Source organism: Mesorhizobium sp. M1399 (genome assembly GCF_040317735.1).
Lineage (GTDB): Bacteria > Pseudomonadota > Alphaproteobacteria > Rhizobiales > Rhizobiaceae > Mesorhizobium.
This window is the reverse complement of record NZ_JAMYKZ010000023.1, coordinates 38,813-55,045: the sequence shown is the minus strand read 5'-3', so window position 1 is coordinate 55,045 and position 16,233 is coordinate 38,813. Positions and strand designations below refer to the sequence as shown.

Sequence of the window (16,233 nt, the reverse complement as noted above, 5' to 3'; positions counted from 1 at the left end):
GGTGACTACGATCCACCAGCAAGTCTCTCTGCTCCCAAGGCAGACCGCGGAGCCGGCGAAATCGCCGGCTCCGGACCCGGGAACACACGAAAATGGGGAATCACATGACCAAGAATCACGCTTTCCAATCCATCCTCGCGGCGGCTTTCGTCACCAGCGTGGCCGTCCTGCCCAACGCCGCCCAAGCCAAGGATTGGTGGCCCTTCAAGATAAACGCGGCCAAGGGCGGCGATCTGAAAAAAGTCGAGGCACTCGATTATGTGCCGCTGGAAAAGGCCGAGAAGCCCTGGAACCTGTGCGTTTTGTTTCCGCACCTCAAGGACAGCTACTGGGTCTCGGTCGACTACGGTATCGTCGAAGAAGCAAAGCGCCTGGGTGTCAAGGTGACGGTGCTGCAGGCCGGCGGCTATGACGCGCTGCCAAAGCAGCTGTCGCAATATGACGATTGCGTCGCATCCGGCGCCCAGGGCGTCCTCGTCGCCGCCATCTCGGAAGCCGGTCTGGCGGCCAAGCTGAAGGAGGGCGACGCCAAGGGTCTTGTTCAGATCGCCGTCGCCAATCCGATCCTGGAAACCCCGATCACCGCGCGCATCACTCCCGATACCTACCAGAAGGGTTTTCAGGAGGGTGAGTACCTCAAGAAGTATCTCGGCGACAAAAAGACGACCGCGATCGGCCTGCCGGGTCCGCAGGGATCGGGGTGGGCGGAGAGCTATATGGCGGGCTTCCGCGACAGCACCAAGACCGGCAACATCAAGCTCGTGGCCGAGCTCTATGGCGAGCCCGGGGTTCCGCAAAGCCTGCGCATCGTCGAGGACGCCTTGCAGACCTATCCGGATCTCAATGTCATCTGGGGCGGGGCTGCGGCGGCGGAAGCGGCCGTCAGTGCCGTCGCCGACGCCGACCGCGACGATGTCGTGATCATGTCGTCCTACGAGAACCAGACGATGCTGAAGCTGGTCAAGGAAGGCAAGGTGCTTGGCTTCGCCGCCGAGTATCCGGTCATGATGGGCCGTATCAGTGTCGACCTCGCGGTGCGCGCCCTGGAAAAGAAGGACTATGAGAAGGTTCTGCTGGTCGCGCCGGGTATCGTGACCAAGGACAACGTCGACAAGATCGACCCGACGCAGATTTTCGCGCCCGATGGGTGGAAGCCTGAATTTTCGGTACAATAGTCGCATCTTCGATGGGCGGTAGACCTCGGCCCTGGCCTGCCGCCCTTCTTGCTTCGAGTTCGGTGGTGTCAGCGATGCTTGAACTTACGGGTATGACGAAGCGTTTCGGGGGTGTGGTGGCGCTTGACGGCGTTGATTTCACGCTGCTGAGCGGTGAGGTCCATGCCCTTCTCGGCGAAAACGGCGCCGGCAAGTCGACGCTCATCAATCTGATAGCGGGAACTTATGGCTGGACCGAAGGCTCGTGCCGTATCGATGGCCAAACCGTTTCCGCGCTGACCCCGCAGAAATCCCGCGATACCGGCGTCGCGGCGGTGTTCCAGGAATTCAGTCTCGTCCCCGACCTCACGGTCGAGGAGAACCTATTTCTCGGACGCGAGATCAAAGGAAAGCTTTTCCTGAATCGGCGCGCGATGCGCGCCCGCGCGGAGGAACGCTTCCGCGACATTGGCTTTCACGTGGAGCTGGACAGCAAGATCGAAACGCTGACCCGGGCGCAAAAGCAGATGGTCGAGATTGCCAAAGGCATGCTTTCGGATGCCAAAATCCTCATCCTGGACGAACCGACCGCGTCGCTTACCGACGGTGAGGCGGAAAAACTGTTCGCCGCCATCGCAGGCCTCAAAGCCCGCGGCGTCGGCATCATCTATGTGTCGCACCGCATGGCCGAGATCCGTCGGCTCGCTGACCGTGTCACGGTCTTGCGAGGAGGGCGCAAGATCGACACCGTGGCCATCGCCGCGGCATCCGACGCGACGCTGATCGAGATGATGGTGGGCCAGCCGGTCGAACGACTGTATCCGTCAATCAGCCAGCGCCCCGCCGAAATCGTGCTGGCGACCAGGGGGATCAATGTCTCCGGCACCGTATCCGATGCCTCCATCACGGTCAGGGCTGGAGAAATCGTCGGCCTGGCGGGCCTGGTTGGCTGCGGTCGTAGCGAACTTTGCCGAGCCGTGTTCGGCCTGGAGCGTGTGACGGCCGGTGAGATCGAACTCCACGGCGCGGTGGTTCGAGCGCCAGTGCCGCACAGCATGTTGCGTGCCGGGCTCTGTTACTATCCGGCGGATCGCGGCGCCGAGGGACTGGCGCTTGGCCGTCCGGGCCGCGAGAACGTGACCATGGCCGCGCTTGACGACCCGAGACTGTCCCACGCCGGACTGCTCAAGTCATGGCGCGAGCGCCGGGCGATAGCCGCGCCGCTGAAGACACTGGGTTTGCGACCGATGGCGCCGGAACGCGCGGCGTCGTCGTTTTCGGGAGGAAACCAGCAGAAACTCGTGCTGGCGCGCGGTCTGATGCGCCCGGTCTCGGTCCATATTTTCGATGAACCGACGGTCGGCATCGACGTCGGCGCCAAAAGCGAGGTCTACAGGCTTATGAAAAGCCTGGTGGAGAATGGCGCGGCTATTCTGCTGTCATCGTCCGAACTGCCAGAGCTCGTTCACCTGGCCAACCGCGTCTATGTCATGCGCGAAGGGCGCATAGTCGCCGAACTCAAGGCCGACGGCATCACCGAGGCGACTGTGCTGCGTCACTATTTCGACGCCGAAACCGGCGCCACGGAGGCGGCATGAGCCCTGACACGCTGCGGCGCCGTTTTCTGGAAACAGGCGGGATCGTCATCCTGCTTCTGGTCGCGGTCGCGGCGGCGGCCGCGATCATCGAACCGCGTTTTCTGAACCGCCTGAACATCCTCAACGTCCTGCGCAATTTCTCCTTCCTGGCGGTTCCGGCGATCGGTCAGATGATCGTCATGACCACGGGCGGTTTTGATCTGTCGGTCGGCGCCACCATGGCGTTGGCGTCCGTGGTCACTGCCGCGGCGATGGCCGCGATGCCCGATGCGCATGGGCTCCAGCTGCTGGTGCCGGTAGCGCTGGCCTTGGCCAGCGGCGCCTGTGTTGGCCTGGTAAACGGCACGCTGGTGGCGCGGCTTTCCCTATCACCTTTCATGGTGACATTGGCATCGTTGTCGATCGTCGCGGGACTTACGCTCTATTACACACAGGGTATCCCGATCTATGGCGTTTCCGACGCCTTCGTCGATGCCATTGGGCGAGGGCAGGTGCTTGGCCTGCCGCCGGTCTTGCTGCTGGCGATCGCGGTGATCGCCATCGCCATCATTCTGCAGCGTCGGACCGCGCTCGGGCGCCACTTCTACGCCGTCGGCGGCAACGTCGGCGCCGCTCGGCTGTCGGGAGTGCGCACGCACCGTGTGCTGATAACCGCCTATGTGCTCTCCGGTCTTCTGGCCGCGCTCACCGGTGTGCTGATCACCGCTCGCATCGGTTCTGGCCAGTCCACGATCGGCGGCACGCTGGGACTGGAGACGATCGCAGCGGCGGTGATCGGCGGCGTTTCATTGCGCGGCGGCTCAGGCCGCGCCGAGAACGTCGCCATGGCGGCGCTGTGCCTGGCGATCATCGCCAATGCGATGAACCTTACGCAGATCGACAGCAAATTCCAGACGCTGGTTCTGGGCTCGGTGCTCATCGGCGCACTGGCTTTCGACCGAATTGTTCAGGGGAGGCGGGTCAATGTCTGATCGTCCAGACATGGCGGCTCCGGTTGTTCTTGACCGCGCTCGCCCGGACATCCGGCAGTTCGCGGCGCAGGCCAAGCTGCCGGGGCTTGTATTCCTGGCCCTGCTGGTTCTCGGTCTGCTCGACCCGCGCATCGTTTCAAGCGGCAATCTCTGGAACATCGCGATCCAGACCAGCTATCTCGCACTCTTCGCCATGGCGCAGACCATGGTGCTGCTGACGCGCGGCTTCGACCTGTCGCTTGGCTTTACCGTCTCGCTCGTCAGCGTCATATCGGCGATGGTGATGACCGGAACCGGCGATATGCCCATCCTGTGGGGAATCGCCGCTGGCCTTGGCGTCGGGCTGCTGATCGGCGGGCTAAACGGCTTCCTCATCGCCGGTATCGGCATCAATCCACTCGTCACGACGCTTGGCATGGCCAACATTGTCATGGCACTGGCGTCAACCGTCAGCGGCGGCTTTCCCGTGCCGGGCGTTCCCGAAGCCTTTACGGACGCCTTGGCGGAGGGACGGCTGATCGGCATTCCGGTGCCCATCCTGTTCGCCGCGCTGTGTTTCGCACTGCTGTTCCTGGTCCTGCGCTTCACCGTGTTCGGGCGCGGCCTGTATCTCATCGGCGCCAATCCTCGCGCGGCGACGGCGGCGGGCGTTCGAACCGGACGCGTCGTTGCGATCGACTACGTGGTCTGTTCGCTGCTGGCCGCGATTGGCGCCATGCTGCTCACCGCGCGCACCGGCTCGGGCGAGCCCAATCTCGGCGGCAACCTGACCCTGGAATCGATAGCGGCGGCGGTGGTCGGTGGCGTGCGGCTGACCGGCGGAGAGGGAGGCGTCACGGCGGCTCTGCTCGGCGCCCTGTTCATCACGATCATTTCCAACGCCATGAATCTCATGCAGGTCGACGGCTATCTGCAGCAGGTTCTTTTAGGCCTCATCATTCTGGCCAGCCTGATACTGGGCCGCGATCACAAGAAACGCTAACAGCTTCGGACCTTAAATGGCATATCAAGTCTGCATCGATATCGGTGGAACCTTCACCGATTGCCTGGTTTCCGAGCCCGGTGGGAAAATCTCGATCTTCAAATCGCCCACCACGCCCGGCGAATTCGAGAAGGGATTCATCAACGTGCTGCACGTCGCGGCCGCTGGATACGGGCTCGATCCCGCGACGTTCATGACCAAGATCGACTTGATCGTACACGGCTCGACCGTCTCGACCAACGCGCTGGTCGAGCGCAAGACCGTCAAGGTCGGATTGATCCTCAACGAAGGACACCAGGACATCCTCGTCTTGCGCGAGGGGCCGCGCAAGGGCGCCTTCCAGTGGCGGCTCGACTATCCCGAGCCTTACGTCCCGCGCCACCTGACGAAGACGGCGCGGGGCCGCGTCGATGCGCGCGGGCGGGAGCTCACGCCTTTGTCGAGATCCGATGTCGAGGCGGCGATAGCGGACTTCCGGCGCTATGGGGTCGAAGCGATAGCGGTCGGTCTGCTTTGGTCGGTCGTCAATCCCATCCATGAAACGATGGCGCGCGATATCATCGCGCAGGCATGGCCGGAGATCCCGGTGACGCTTAGCCATGAAGTCAATCCGATGTCGCGCGAGTACAAGCGCATCATCGCGGCCGCCATAGACGCGTCGATCAATCCGATCGTGCGCACCTATATCGAGGACTTGCGGCGAGCACTTTCGCAGGCTGGTTTCCAGGGCGAGCTGCTGCTGGCCAACTGCGTCGGTGGAATGATGCCTCCCGCCGAGATGCTGCGGCGGCCAATCTACAGCGTCATGTCGGGGCCGACGCTGGCGCCGATGGCGGCGCTGGCGCTGAGCGACGAAGCCAATGTCATCGTCGGTGACATGGGCGGCACCACCTTCGACGTCTCGGCTTTGCGCGACCACCAGATCATCGTCACCCCGGACAGCATGATCCACGACGACTCGCTCGGCATCGCGAAGGTGGATGTGAGATCGGTTGGCGCCGGCGGCGGGTCCATTGCCTGGGTAGACGACGGCGGCCTGCTGCGGGTCGGTCCGCAAAGCGCTGGCGCGCGGCCGGGGCCGGCATGCTACGGAGCGGGCGGCACCGCGCCGACGGTCACCGATGCTAATGTCGTGCTCGGCATCATTGATCCGGACTATTTTCTCGGCGGGCGAATCAAGATCAGCCGCGAACTGGCCGAGAAAGCGGTTGCGAGCATCGCGACGCGGCTCGGCATCCCGCTGCTCGACGCGGCTTATGCCATCCAGACCACCAGCAACCACAACATGGTCGGGGCCATCGAGGAAATCACCATTCGCGAGGGCATAAACCCACGCGACAGTTTCTTTGTCTGCGGCGGCGGGGCGACCGCCATCCACATCGCCGAGATGGCCGACATATTGGGCTTGAAACGCTACATGATCCCGCGCTTCATGGCCGGGCTGAGCGCGTTCGGCGGGTTGATCTCGGATATCACGCGCGAGGAAAGCGCGGTTTTTCTGACCTCGACCCGGCGCTTCGACGCCGCGGGCGTCTCCGACATCCTGGCGCGGTTGAAGGTGTCGGGCGAGGCATTCCTCGAACAGGCCGGCGTTGAGCCAGATCTCCGGCGTTTCGAGTTCTCCTTTCTTGGTCGCTACGAGTACCAGTCCTGGGAAATCGAGGTCCATTTCGAGGCCGATGAGGCGCGTCTCGACGCGGCGCAACTGCCAGGTCTCGTCGAAGCGTTCCATCAGATGCACGAACGCATTTATTCAATCAGATCCGACCGCGACGTCGTCGAATTCACCAACTGGAAGCTGCGCGCGGTGGGCAAGCGGGCCAATCAGGATGCCTGGAAAGACTTCAGGCTGGCCGACCAGGCGACAGCGCCGGTCGCCAAGACCCATCGGCCAGCTTATTTGCACGAAACCCGGCGGACGAGTTCTCTGCCCGTCTACGACATGGACCAGTTGGGCGCGGGGGCGGCGCTTGACGGCCCCTGCCTGGTTGAGGCGACGACGTTCACCGCCTTCCTCAAGGACAAGCATCGCGGGCGCGTCGACCCGCAAGGCAACATCGTCGTGACCGTCGATTGACTCAACCCTTCCCGAACAAGGCACCGCAAAATGCATTCACCTGTCATTCGCCTGGAGACGCCAACGCGCCGCGTCGATCCGTTCCTGATGTCGGTTCTCAAAAGCCGGTTCGAGGCCGTCGTGCGGGAAATGACGCTGGTCGTGATGCGGGCCAGCCGCTCAGCGGTAATCAAGAACGCCCGCGACCTGAGCTGTGCGATCCTGACCTATGATCACCGCCTCGTTTCCACCGAGGACGCGCTGCCGATCCATGTCATGTCGATGGATCTGGCGACCCGTCCGATAACGGAGTTGTTCGACGATATCGCCGACGGCGACATCTTCCTGAACAACTGCCCCTACACGGGCGGCACCCATCATGCCGACCTGATCATGGCGATGCCGATCTTTTTCGATGGCACGCCGCTGTTTTGGGCCGTGGCGCTCTCCCACCACGCCGATACAGGCGCGCCGACGCCTTCGACCTATCTGCCATTTGCCAAGAACGTTTATGAGGAAGGGATCCACTTTCCCTGCGTGCGCGTGGTCGAACAGCACAGGGAGAAGCAGGATATTCTGCGCATCGGCATGATGCGCAACCGTGTTCCAGACATCTGGCTGGGCGACGTGCGCGCCCAGATCGGCGCCTGCAGGACCGGTCGACGCCGTCTATTGGAACTGCTTGAAAAATACGGCCGCGACACGCTGCTGGATTTCGTCGAGGACTGGTTCGACTACGGTGCGCGTCGCGCCATGGCCGAGATCGCCAAATTGCCGAAGGGCAAGTTCTCCTACGAAGTCCGCCATGACCCGGTCCCCGGCGTGGCGGAGGAGGGCATCCCGGTCAGGATCACCATCGATGTCGACCCCGAAGCCGGCGAAATCACGGTCGACGTGCGTGACAACATGGACAACGTCCCTGGCGGTCTCAACCTGTCCGAAAACACCTGCACAGGCTCGTGCCGCATTGGCGTGTTCAACAATCTAGACGACGGCATCCCGCACAACGAGGGTGCCAAGAGCCGGATCAAGGTGTTGATGCGGGAGGGAAGCGTGGTCGGCAAACCCCGCTACCCCGTAGGCACCTCGGTGGCGACCACCAATGTCAACGACCGGTTGATCATCGCCGGTAATTGCGTGTTCTCGACGATGGGAGAACCCTATGGCCAGGCCGAGAGCGGCTCGCACCTGCCGGCGGGGATCGGCGTGATTTCAGGCAAGGATCCGTTCAAGGATGGGCAGCCCTACGTCAACCAGGTCTTCATTGGCTACGCCGGCGGCGGCGCGCGTCACGGCTATGACGGCTGGTTGACATATTGCGGGCCGGCGAATGGCGGCCTGATTGCGCTGGATTCCGTCGAGGTGGACGAATCCATGTATCCCATCATCATTGAATCGCGCGGCGTGGTGGCGGACACGCAAGGCATTGGCGAGTTCGAGGGCGCTCCCGCGGTTGGCGGTGTCTTCTATCCCGTCGACCACGAGATGACACTGGTCTACTCGGCCGACGGCACAACCTTTCCGCCGCGCGGCGTGCTCGGCGGCGGTGACGCCAAGGCCAGTCGCAGCGCCAAGCGCGGCACGGACGGCGAGCTGGTGGAATTGCCTGCCTTCCATGAGGAGGCGTGTCGCGCCGGCGAGCGCATCGAGTTCGTTGCGTGTGGCGGCGGTGGGTACGGCGACCCGACCAAGCGCGATGTCCGCCGTGTCGCGGCCAGCGTTGACCGCGGTTGGCTGACGAGCGAAGCGGCTCGCCAATCCTACAAGGTGGCCCTGGTGCTGGACGCCGAGCAGGGCGTCTGGGTCGTCGACCAGGATGCCACCGCGCGCCTTCGGGCGGCCTGAGCCAGCGCGAAGAGAGGTCGCCGGCAAATGACCGGCGGCTTCGATCACGCCCGCTTGGCGGCCGCGTCCTGCTCGTCGAAATACCGCAACAGGTTCATGCCACCGCGCACGATGTCGCGTTCGATCGCCTTACGCGCCACCTTCTTGTTGCGGGTCCGGAACGCTTCGATCAGCGTCTCGTGCTCCTCCGCGCCGATGTAATCGTTCTCGGCCTGCAGATAATACACGTTGAGAATAGGGCCCATCGAGACCCACAGGCTTTCGATCTGGGCGATCAGCATATCCATCTTGGACAGGCGGTAGACGCCGAAGTGGAATTCACGATTGGCGCGACGGGCGCGGTCAGCATCGCCGGACGTTTCGCCGGCCACGAAATCGCGATGGATCTCGACAAGTTTTTCAATGTCGGCCTCCGAAACATGTTCGACGGCGAGTTCGGCCGCTAGTCCCTCGAGCGCGATGCGAATGAGCCGGACCTGCCAGTAACGCGACCGGGTCAGCTCTGGAACGGTGATGAACCGCCCTGACCGCAGTTCCAGCGCCTGCTCGCTAACGAGCCTGAAACAGGCCTCGCGCACAGGCGTGACGCTGGTGCCCAGCCGTTGCGCCAGATCCTGCATCAACAGTCTTTCGCCGGGCCGGAAATTGCCCGCGATCAGGGCTTCGCGCAGCGAGATATAAGTTCTCGCCGACAGACTGCCTTGCTCGATTGGCTGCATCGTGCTCATGGTCCACCGCTGCAATGTTGGCCGCACCGAATCGGCAACGGATAGGTACGAGACGCTCTTATATCCTATAAGTCAGGTTGCGAAACATGGCTAAGAGCTGGCGGATTTCCCAGCGGAGAGCTTGCGCAGGATTGTCTCGATGACGTCAAGTGAGTTCTCGACCGTCGCCCGGTCATGGCTCCCTGACAGATAGAGACGCTTGAGCGGAAGCGGCTGACCGATCAGCCGGTTCGCCACCATCTCCTTGCGGAATGCGAGATCGAAGACATCGTCGTTGCGCAGCAAGTCCTGGTAGTCGCGGTAAGGACCGCTGAGGAAATAGATCAGCCAGACCGAGCCAAACCCGGCGCTCTGCGCGGGCAGGCCGAGGCGATCGATAATGCCATCCAGCTCCGCCCGCATGAAAGCGCCGAGGGCAAACAGGCGGTCGTAGAAGCCTGGTTTCGACAGCTCCTCGATCGTCGCCTGCATGGCGGCGAGCGTCGACGGTGTGCCGTTGAAAGTACCGCCCATGAATACGGAGCCTTCCCCGGTCCGGCCGACGAGCTCCATGAGATCGCGACGACCGGCCACCAGGCCGACGGGATAGCCTGACGAGGCCGCCTTGCCGAAGGTCGCAAGATCAGGCGTGACGTCGGCGATCGACTGATAGCCGCCGAGCGCGTGACGAAAGCCGGTGATGACCTCGTCGAAGATCAGCACGACGCCATGATCGCTGGTCAGGCGACGTAGGTCGCGCAGGAAAACATCCGTCGCGATCACCGACCCCATATTGTGAGCGATTGGCTCGATGATGATCGCCGCCACCTCGCCTGGATTGGCGTTGAGATAATCCTCGACGGCTTGGGCATCGTTGTAAGGCAGCACGACAGTGTGACGGGCCGCGTCTTCGAGGATGCCGGCGCTGATGGGGTCGTACTTACCGATGGCTTGCGCGTGCGACTGTACGTTCATAGCGACATAGTCGTGCCAGCCATGATATCCGCCTTGGAACTTGATGATCCGCTTGCGACCGGTGGCGGCACGGGCAAGGCGCAGGGCGTGATAGGTCGCCTCCGATCCCGAATTGCAGAAGGCGACGAGATCCGCGCACGGGATGCAGTCGACCAGCGCCTCCGCCACCTCGATCTCCAGCCACATCGTTCCCGCTCCGACAAGATCGATGTCCTGGGAGACCGCCGCGATGCGTTCGCGCACCGCCGGATGACAGTGGCCAAGCACATTGGCGCCGAAGCCGCAATGGAAGTCGGTGTACTGGTGTCCATCGATGTCGTAGAGAAACGCACCCTGCGCCCGGGCAAAGACATGCGGCGCGCCGAGCCTGCGGCTCGGGCTGAGCAATCCGCCCGGCATCACCGCACCGGCGCGCTCTATGAGTGAGGTGGTGTTATTCTGATCGGTCATCGTAATGTCCGTGCATGGCTATGGTTGTCCGCCGCTCAGCCGAGGGCCTCGCGGACGGTGGCCTCGATCCCCGCCGCGTCCAGCCGGTAGTGCTTGTAGAGATGCGTTGGCGGCGCGATCAGGCTGTATTCGTCGCGGATGCCATGGCGTATCAACCGTGCCGGGCTGCCCGCTTCCGCCAAAATTTCCGCTACCGCGCCGCCCAGACCGCCGAGGATATTGTGTTCCTCGATGGTTAGGATGAAGCGGGAGTGGGCCGCGGCCGAGAGCACGGCCTTGCTATCCAGCGGCTTGATCGTGTGCATGTCGATCAGCCCGACGGATTTGCCGGCTGCGCGCAGCTTGCGGTGAGCCTCCCTTGAGGGATGGACCATCGAGCCGCAGGCGATGATGGTCAGGTCCGATCCTTCGCCGTGAACGATCGCCTTGCCGAATTGGAAGTCCACGCCGTCGTCATAAACCACTGGTTCCTGGCCGCGGCCAATGCGGAAATAGATCGGCTGGGCATGATTGACAGACGCCTTGACCGCCGCCGCCAGTTGCGGGCCGTCGGCCGGCGCGACGACCGTGAGGTCGGCAATGCTTCGCATGATGGCAAGGTCTTCCGTCGCATGGTGGGAGGTGCCGTAGAAGCCGAGTGAAATACCGGCATGATGACCGATCAGCCGCACCGGTAGGGCCGAATAGGCGACGTCGGTTCTGATCTGTTCGCAGCACAGCAGCGCGAGGAAAGAAGCGAATGTAGCGACGAACGGCATGGCGCCGGTGCTGGCCATGCCGGCAGCAGCCGAAACCATATTCTGTTCGGAAATGCCGAATTGCGTGAAGCGCTCCGGAAAGCGTTGCGCGAACCGAACCAGCCCGTTTGAATATTGCAGGTCGGCCGTGCCCACCAAGATGGGATGACCCTCTTCAACCAGATCAATGAGTGCGTTGGCCAGGTAGCTCAGGCCAGGTGCGCGTGCGTTGATCTGGCGGTATTGCCAGGAATTGGGATCGATCGGGCCGTTCATTGCGCTTTGCCTCCACGCTTGATCTCTTCGGCGGCCAAGGCCTCGTCCGACGGCGCGAGATAGCCCAGATGCCAGCCGGGTTCGGTTTCCATGTAGCCAACGCCCTTGCCTTTGGAGGTCTTGGCAATGATGCAGACGGGCCGAGTTCGATTTGTCTCGGCCTTCAGCTGTCTCAGAAGCGTCGCGAGCGCCACGACGTCATGCCCGTCGACCTCGCGCACCTGCCAGCCGAATGCCGTCCATTTGTCTGTCAGCGGCTCTATACCGATGATGTCGTCAACCTGACCGTCGAGCTGGTATCCGTTGCGGTCGACAATGGCGATTAGATTGCCGGCCTTGTGATGGGCGGCAGACAGCGCCGCTTCCCAAACCTGGCCCTCCTGCATCTCGCCGTCGCCGAGCAGGACATAAACATCGAAGCGCCGGTCTGCGGCACGGGCGCCGAGCACCATGCCGAGACCGCCGGACAAGGCATGGCCGATCGACCCGGAGCTAAAGTCGACGCCGGGCACCTTACGCATGTCAGGGTGATCGCCAAGCGGATTGCCCAGCCGGGTATAGCCATCGAGAACGTCCTTGGAGAAGAAACCCCAGTCGACCAGCAGTGGATAGAGGCCTACCGCCGCGTGTCCCTTGCCCATAAGGAAGCGGTCGCGGTCCGGCCATTGCGGCTCGCCGCGCTTGAGCCGCATCGCATCGTAGTAGAGCGTCGCGAATATCTCCGCGCAGGAGAACACCGACGAGTAGTGGCCAACCTTGGCTATTTGGATGAGGCGCAGCGTCTCGAGCCGCACGAATTCGGCCCTGTCCCGCAAAAGGGCGATCTGCTCGTCGTCGGGTCGTAAGGCGATATCTGATGGGGTTGGTGGGTTGGGCATAGAGCGTGACTCCCAGGATCATTTTTGCTCGACAACTTATAAGTTATAAGATATTTATCGCTTTCGCAATCGCCCATCTGGTCGCGAAGGAGAATTTTGATGAAGAACGAATTGCGCGTGCTGGACATGGCCAGGCACTTTCATTCCCAAACGGATCCCCGCCTGCATGAGGATCATGGTCCGTTGATGATCATGGCCGGCGAAGGCGCGACCGTCACGGATGACGTGGGCAACCGGTATATCGAGGGCATGGGCGGACTCTGGTGTGCCTCGCTTGGCTTCAGCGACAGCCGGCTGGCCGACGCGGCTGACCGCCAGATGCGCAAGCTGGCCGTCTACCACACTTTCAATCACCGCTCGAATGAGCCCACCGTCGAACTCGTCGAACAGCTTACCGCGTTGGCGCCGTTCGACAACGCGCGCGTCTTTCTGGTCGGCTCCGGTTCGGAAGCCAATGATACGATGGTCAAGCTCGCCTGGTATTATCACGCCGCACGGGGGCGTCCGGAGAAACGCAAGATCATCAGCAGGTTTGGCGCCTTCCACGGCAGTACGATCATGGGCGCGGCGCTGAGTGGCCTGCCGCATATGCACAAGTCCTTCAACCTGCCGCCGCTTCCCGTCATATTCGCGGCGCGACCGTTCCACTATCTCGACGGTCTGCCGGGCGAGGCGGAGCATGACTACGCCACGCGCCTGACCGAGGAACTCGAGGCCCTGATCCTGGCGGAAGGGCCCGAGACGATTGCCGCGATGATCGCCGAGCCGATCATGGGCGCCGGCGGCGTGCTGGTGCCACCGGAGGATTATTTTCCAAAGGTTCAGGCGGTGCTGCGCAAATACGACATCCTCATGCTGTCCGACGAGGTGGTCTGCGGCTTCGCACGCACCGGAAACTGGTTCGGCAGCCAGACATTTGGCATGGAACCGGACATGCTGTCGGTCGCCAAAGGGCTTTCATCCGGTCACCTGCCGATTGGCGGCGTCATTATCTCCGACAAGGTCTACCAATGCGTCGCCGACGAGGCCCACAAGGTCGGCGTGTTCGGTCACGGTTTCACCTATTCCGGCCATCCGGTGACAGCGGCTGTCGCCGCCGAGGCGATCAGGATCTACCGCGAGATCGATCTCGTGAGCCAGGCGCGCCGTCTCGGCGATTATCTGCATGCAGCGCTCGCCGCCGCGCTAGGCGACCATTCGCTGGTCGGCGAGGTTCGCGGCCGCGGCTTTATCGCGGGGATCCAGATCGTCGAGGATCGCGCCACCCGTCGCGCCTTCGCGCCGGAGCTCCGGATTGGCACGGATGTCGAGCGGCGGTGCCGCGATCATGGCGTCATGATCCGCAACATGGGCGACGTGCTGGCGATCTGCCCGCCGTATGTGATCACCCCCACCGAGATTGATGCCATGGTTGATGGCATTCGGGCAGCTCTTGATGAGACCGCGGCGGAGCATCCGTGGACTGGCTAGTTGGCATGAACCCGCGGGGCACGGCGGCGAGACATCGCGCAAGGGCGCGTGCCCGTCTGGACGTGTCGTTCTACCGCGCGACAAGGGCGCTTCGCTAAGGCGCGAGCCGCAGCATAGAGGATCCTGATTGCATATTGGAGGCTAAACCATGCTTCAGAAAACCAGCCATTTCATGCGGCAGGCCAATCTCATCAACGGCGAATGGGTGCAGGCTGACAGCGGCCAGACAGTCGACGTCAACAATCCGGCTACCGGCCTCAAGATCGGCACGGTGCCGAAGTCGGGCAAGGCCGAGACCCGCCGCGCCATCGAAGCCGCCGACGCTGCCTTCCAGACATGGCGCAAGACCACCGCGCTCGAACGCTCGAAGCTGTTGCGCAAGCTGCACGACGCGATGATGGACAATCAGGACGTGCTGGCCGAACTACTAACCATCGAGCAGGGCAAGTCGCTGTTCGAATCGAAGGGCGAGATCGGCTCGGCCGCGTCCTACATATTGTGGTTCGCCGAAGAAGGCCGCCGCACCTATGGCGACGTCGTGCCGTCGCCTTGGGCGGACCGCCGTATCCTGGTGACCAAGGAGCCGGTCGGCGTCATCGCCGCCATCACGCCATGGAATTTCCCGTCCTCGATGCTGGCCCGCAAGCTCGGCCCGGCGCTTGCCGCCGGCTGTACCGCCGTGGTCAAGCCCGCGTCACAGACGCCTTATTCCGGCCTTGCCTGGGGTGCGCTCGCCGAAGAGGTCGGCTTCCCCAAGAGCGTCATCAACATCCTGACCGGTTCTGCCAGCGAGATCGGCGACGAGATCTGCGCCAACCCGCTGGTGTCGAAGATCACCTTCACCGGCTCGACCGAGGTCGGCAAGATCCTGATCCAGAAGTCGTCGGTGACGGTCAAGAAAGTGTCGATGGAGCTCGGCGGCAATGCGCCGTTCATCGTCTTCGACGACGCCGACATCGAGCGGGCCGTCGTCGGCGCCATCACCGCCAAGTACCGCAATTCCGGCCAGACCTGCGTCTGCACCAACCGCTTCCTGGTGCAGGCCGGCATCTACGACCAGTTTGTCGAAAAGCTGGCTGCTGCGAGCAACGCGCTGAAGGTCGGTTCCGGCCTCGAGGAAGGTGTCCAGCAGGGACCGCTGATCGATGAGAAGGCGGTGGAGAAGGTCGAGGAGCTGATTGCCGACGCTACAGCCAAAGGCGGCAAGGTCGTCGCCGGCGGCAAGCGCCACGCGCTCGGCGGCTCGTTCTTCCAGCCGACGGTGATCGCCAATGCGACGCCGAAGATGCGCTTCATGAAGGAAGAAATCTTCGGCCCGGTAGCACCGGTATTCAAGTTCGAGACCGAGGAAGAGGCCGTAGCACTCGCCAACGACACCGAGTTCGGCCTAGCCTGCTATTTCTACACCGGCGATCTCGGCCGCGCCTTCCGGGTCATGGAAGGGCTGAAATACGGCATGGTCGGCGTCAATGAAGGGCTCATCACCACCCCTGAAGCGCCGTTCGGCGGCGTCAAGGAATCGGGCCTCGGCAAGGAAGGCGGCCATCAGGGCATCGAGGATTATCTCGACACCAAATATGTCTGCATCGGCGGACTTGGTCTCTAGTGGGCCGGCTTTTGCCAGCGCCTCTTAATAAGCCGAGCTGAAAGAGGGCGACTGCTTCTCAATCGTTGGCTGCGTTCAAAAAGGTTGGCTAAGAACGCCACGCTCCATTCTCGATGGCAGACCAGAAGTGTGAAGGCTGTTCGCTGTCTATGAAACCATCGCGGTATTCGTCGAGGCGGAAGGCGGGTCCCCGGCCACAATTCCACAGCCAATACGTGACCGGTTGTCCATTCCACAAGCAGGCCAGCGTCGCTGGCACAATTTGATTATGAGCAGTGGCTCGGAAGTAAATCGGGTGAAGAATGAGCTCGAGTCGTCATAGGAGGTGCGTTCTCCTGGATTGACGTTCCGACTGGTCACTCAGATCTCTCTTGGACCATCGCAGATCTGGCCGCCGTTGTCAGTCAGTCCATGAACTGCAGCAAACTTTGGGATTTTACGATAGATAGTCCGCTTGCGGAACAAAGCGGCCGTCAGACTCGGGAGGTTTCGGCTATCGCCCAACGACAAACGCCGAAAACTCGAAGG

12 protein-coding genes are annotated in these 16,233 nt (G+C 62.5%); 8 read left to right on the top strand and 4 right to left on the bottom strand.

Annotation, left to right across the window (positions count from 1 at the left end):
- Positions 1–104: 104 nt before the first annotated feature.
- From torT to NKH05_RS28805, 6 genes are all read left to right on the top strand, one after another.
- Positions 105–1,175, top strand: a complete 1,071-nt coding sequence (gene torT / locus NKH05_RS28830) for a TMAO reductase system periplasmic protein TorT (protein ID WP_352706745.1) — start codon at positions 105–107, stop codon at positions 1,173–1,175.
- A gap of 74 nt (positions 1,176–1,249) precedes the next feature.
- Positions 1,250–2,752 carry a sugar ABC transporter ATP-binding protein gene (locus NKH05_RS28825; protein WP_353016781.1) on the top strand — a complete coding sequence of 501 codons (1,503 nt, stop codon included), beginning with the start codon at positions 1,250–1,252 and terminating at the stop codon, positions 2,750–2,752.
- The gene (locus tag NKH05_RS28820; protein WP_353016783.1) at positions 2,749–3,723 is read left to right on the top strand and encodes an ABC transporter permease; all 975 of its coding nucleotides are present in this window, start codon (positions 2,749–2,751) and stop codon (positions 3,721–3,723) included. The genes NKH05_RS28825 and NKH05_RS28820 overlap by 4 nt, the downstream gene beginning before the upstream one ends.
- Entirely contained in the window at positions 3,716–4,705 is a 990-nt protein-coding gene (locus NKH05_RS28815; protein WP_352706753.1) for an ABC transporter permease, read from the top strand. Before NKH05_RS28820 ends, NKH05_RS28815 begins: the two co-directional genes overlap by 8 nt.
- Before the next feature lie 16 nt (positions 4,706–4,721).
- Positions 4,722–6,782: a hydantoinase/oxoprolinase family protein gene (locus tag NKH05_RS28810; protein WP_353016785.1), complete on the top strand. Its 2,061-nt coding sequence runs from the start codon at positions 4,722–4,724 to the stop codon at positions 6,780–6,782.
- Positions 6,783–6,812: 30 nt separating this feature from the next.
- Positions 6,813–8,606 (top strand): hydantoinase B/oxoprolinase family protein, encoded by a 1,794-nt coding sequence (locus tag NKH05_RS28805; protein WP_353016788.1) that lies wholly within the window; start codon positions 6,813–6,815, stop codon positions 8,604–8,606.
- A gap of 44 nt (positions 8,607–8,650) precedes the next feature.
- On the opposite strand, the gene NKH05_RS28800 is transcribed toward NKH05_RS28805, so the two are convergent.
- The 4 genes from NKH05_RS28800 to NKH05_RS28785 all read right to left on the bottom strand — a co-directional run bounded on the left by NKH05_RS28800 (position 8,651) and on the right by NKH05_RS28785 (position 12,629).
- A complete protein-coding gene (locus tag NKH05_RS28800) occupies positions 8,651–9,334 on the bottom strand; it encodes a GntR family transcriptional regulator (RefSeq protein WP_023685589.1) in 684 nt (227 codons plus the stop codon).
- A gap of 90 nt (positions 9,335–9,424) precedes the next feature.
- Positions 9,425–10,738 (bottom strand): aspartate aminotransferase family protein, encoded by a 1,314-nt coding sequence (locus NKH05_RS28795; RefSeq protein WP_353016790.1) that lies wholly within the window; start codon positions 10,736–10,738, stop codon positions 9,425–9,427.
- A 35-nt stretch (positions 10,739–10,773) separates the two neighbouring features.
- On the bottom strand, positions 10,774–11,751 hold the full coding sequence (locus NKH05_RS28790; RefSeq protein ID WP_352706762.1) for a transketolase family protein: 978 nt from the start codon (positions 11,749–11,751) through the stop codon (positions 10,774–10,776).
- Positions 11,748–12,629, bottom strand: coding sequence for a transketolase (locus NKH05_RS28785; RefSeq protein WP_352706764.1), 882 nt, complete (start codon positions 12,627–12,629; stop codon positions 11,748–11,750). Before NKH05_RS28785 ends, NKH05_RS28790 begins: the two co-directional genes overlap by 4 nt.
- 99 nt (positions 12,630–12,728) lie before the next feature.
- Between NKH05_RS28785 and NKH05_RS28780 the strand changes: the two genes are divergently transcribed.
- On the top strand, positions 12,729–14,099 hold the full coding sequence (locus NKH05_RS28780; RefSeq protein WP_353016794.1) for an aminotransferase: 1,371 nt from the start codon (positions 12,729–12,731) through the stop codon (positions 14,097–14,099).
- A gap of 148 nt (positions 14,100–14,247) precedes the next feature.
- Positions 14,248–15,705 carry an NAD-dependent succinate-semialdehyde dehydrogenase gene (locus tag NKH05_RS28775; RefSeq protein ID WP_353016797.1) on the top strand — a complete coding sequence of 486 codons (1,458 nt, stop codon included), beginning with the start codon at positions 14,248–14,250 and terminating at the stop codon, positions 15,703–15,705.
- Positions 15,706–16,233: the final 528 nt, after the last annotated feature.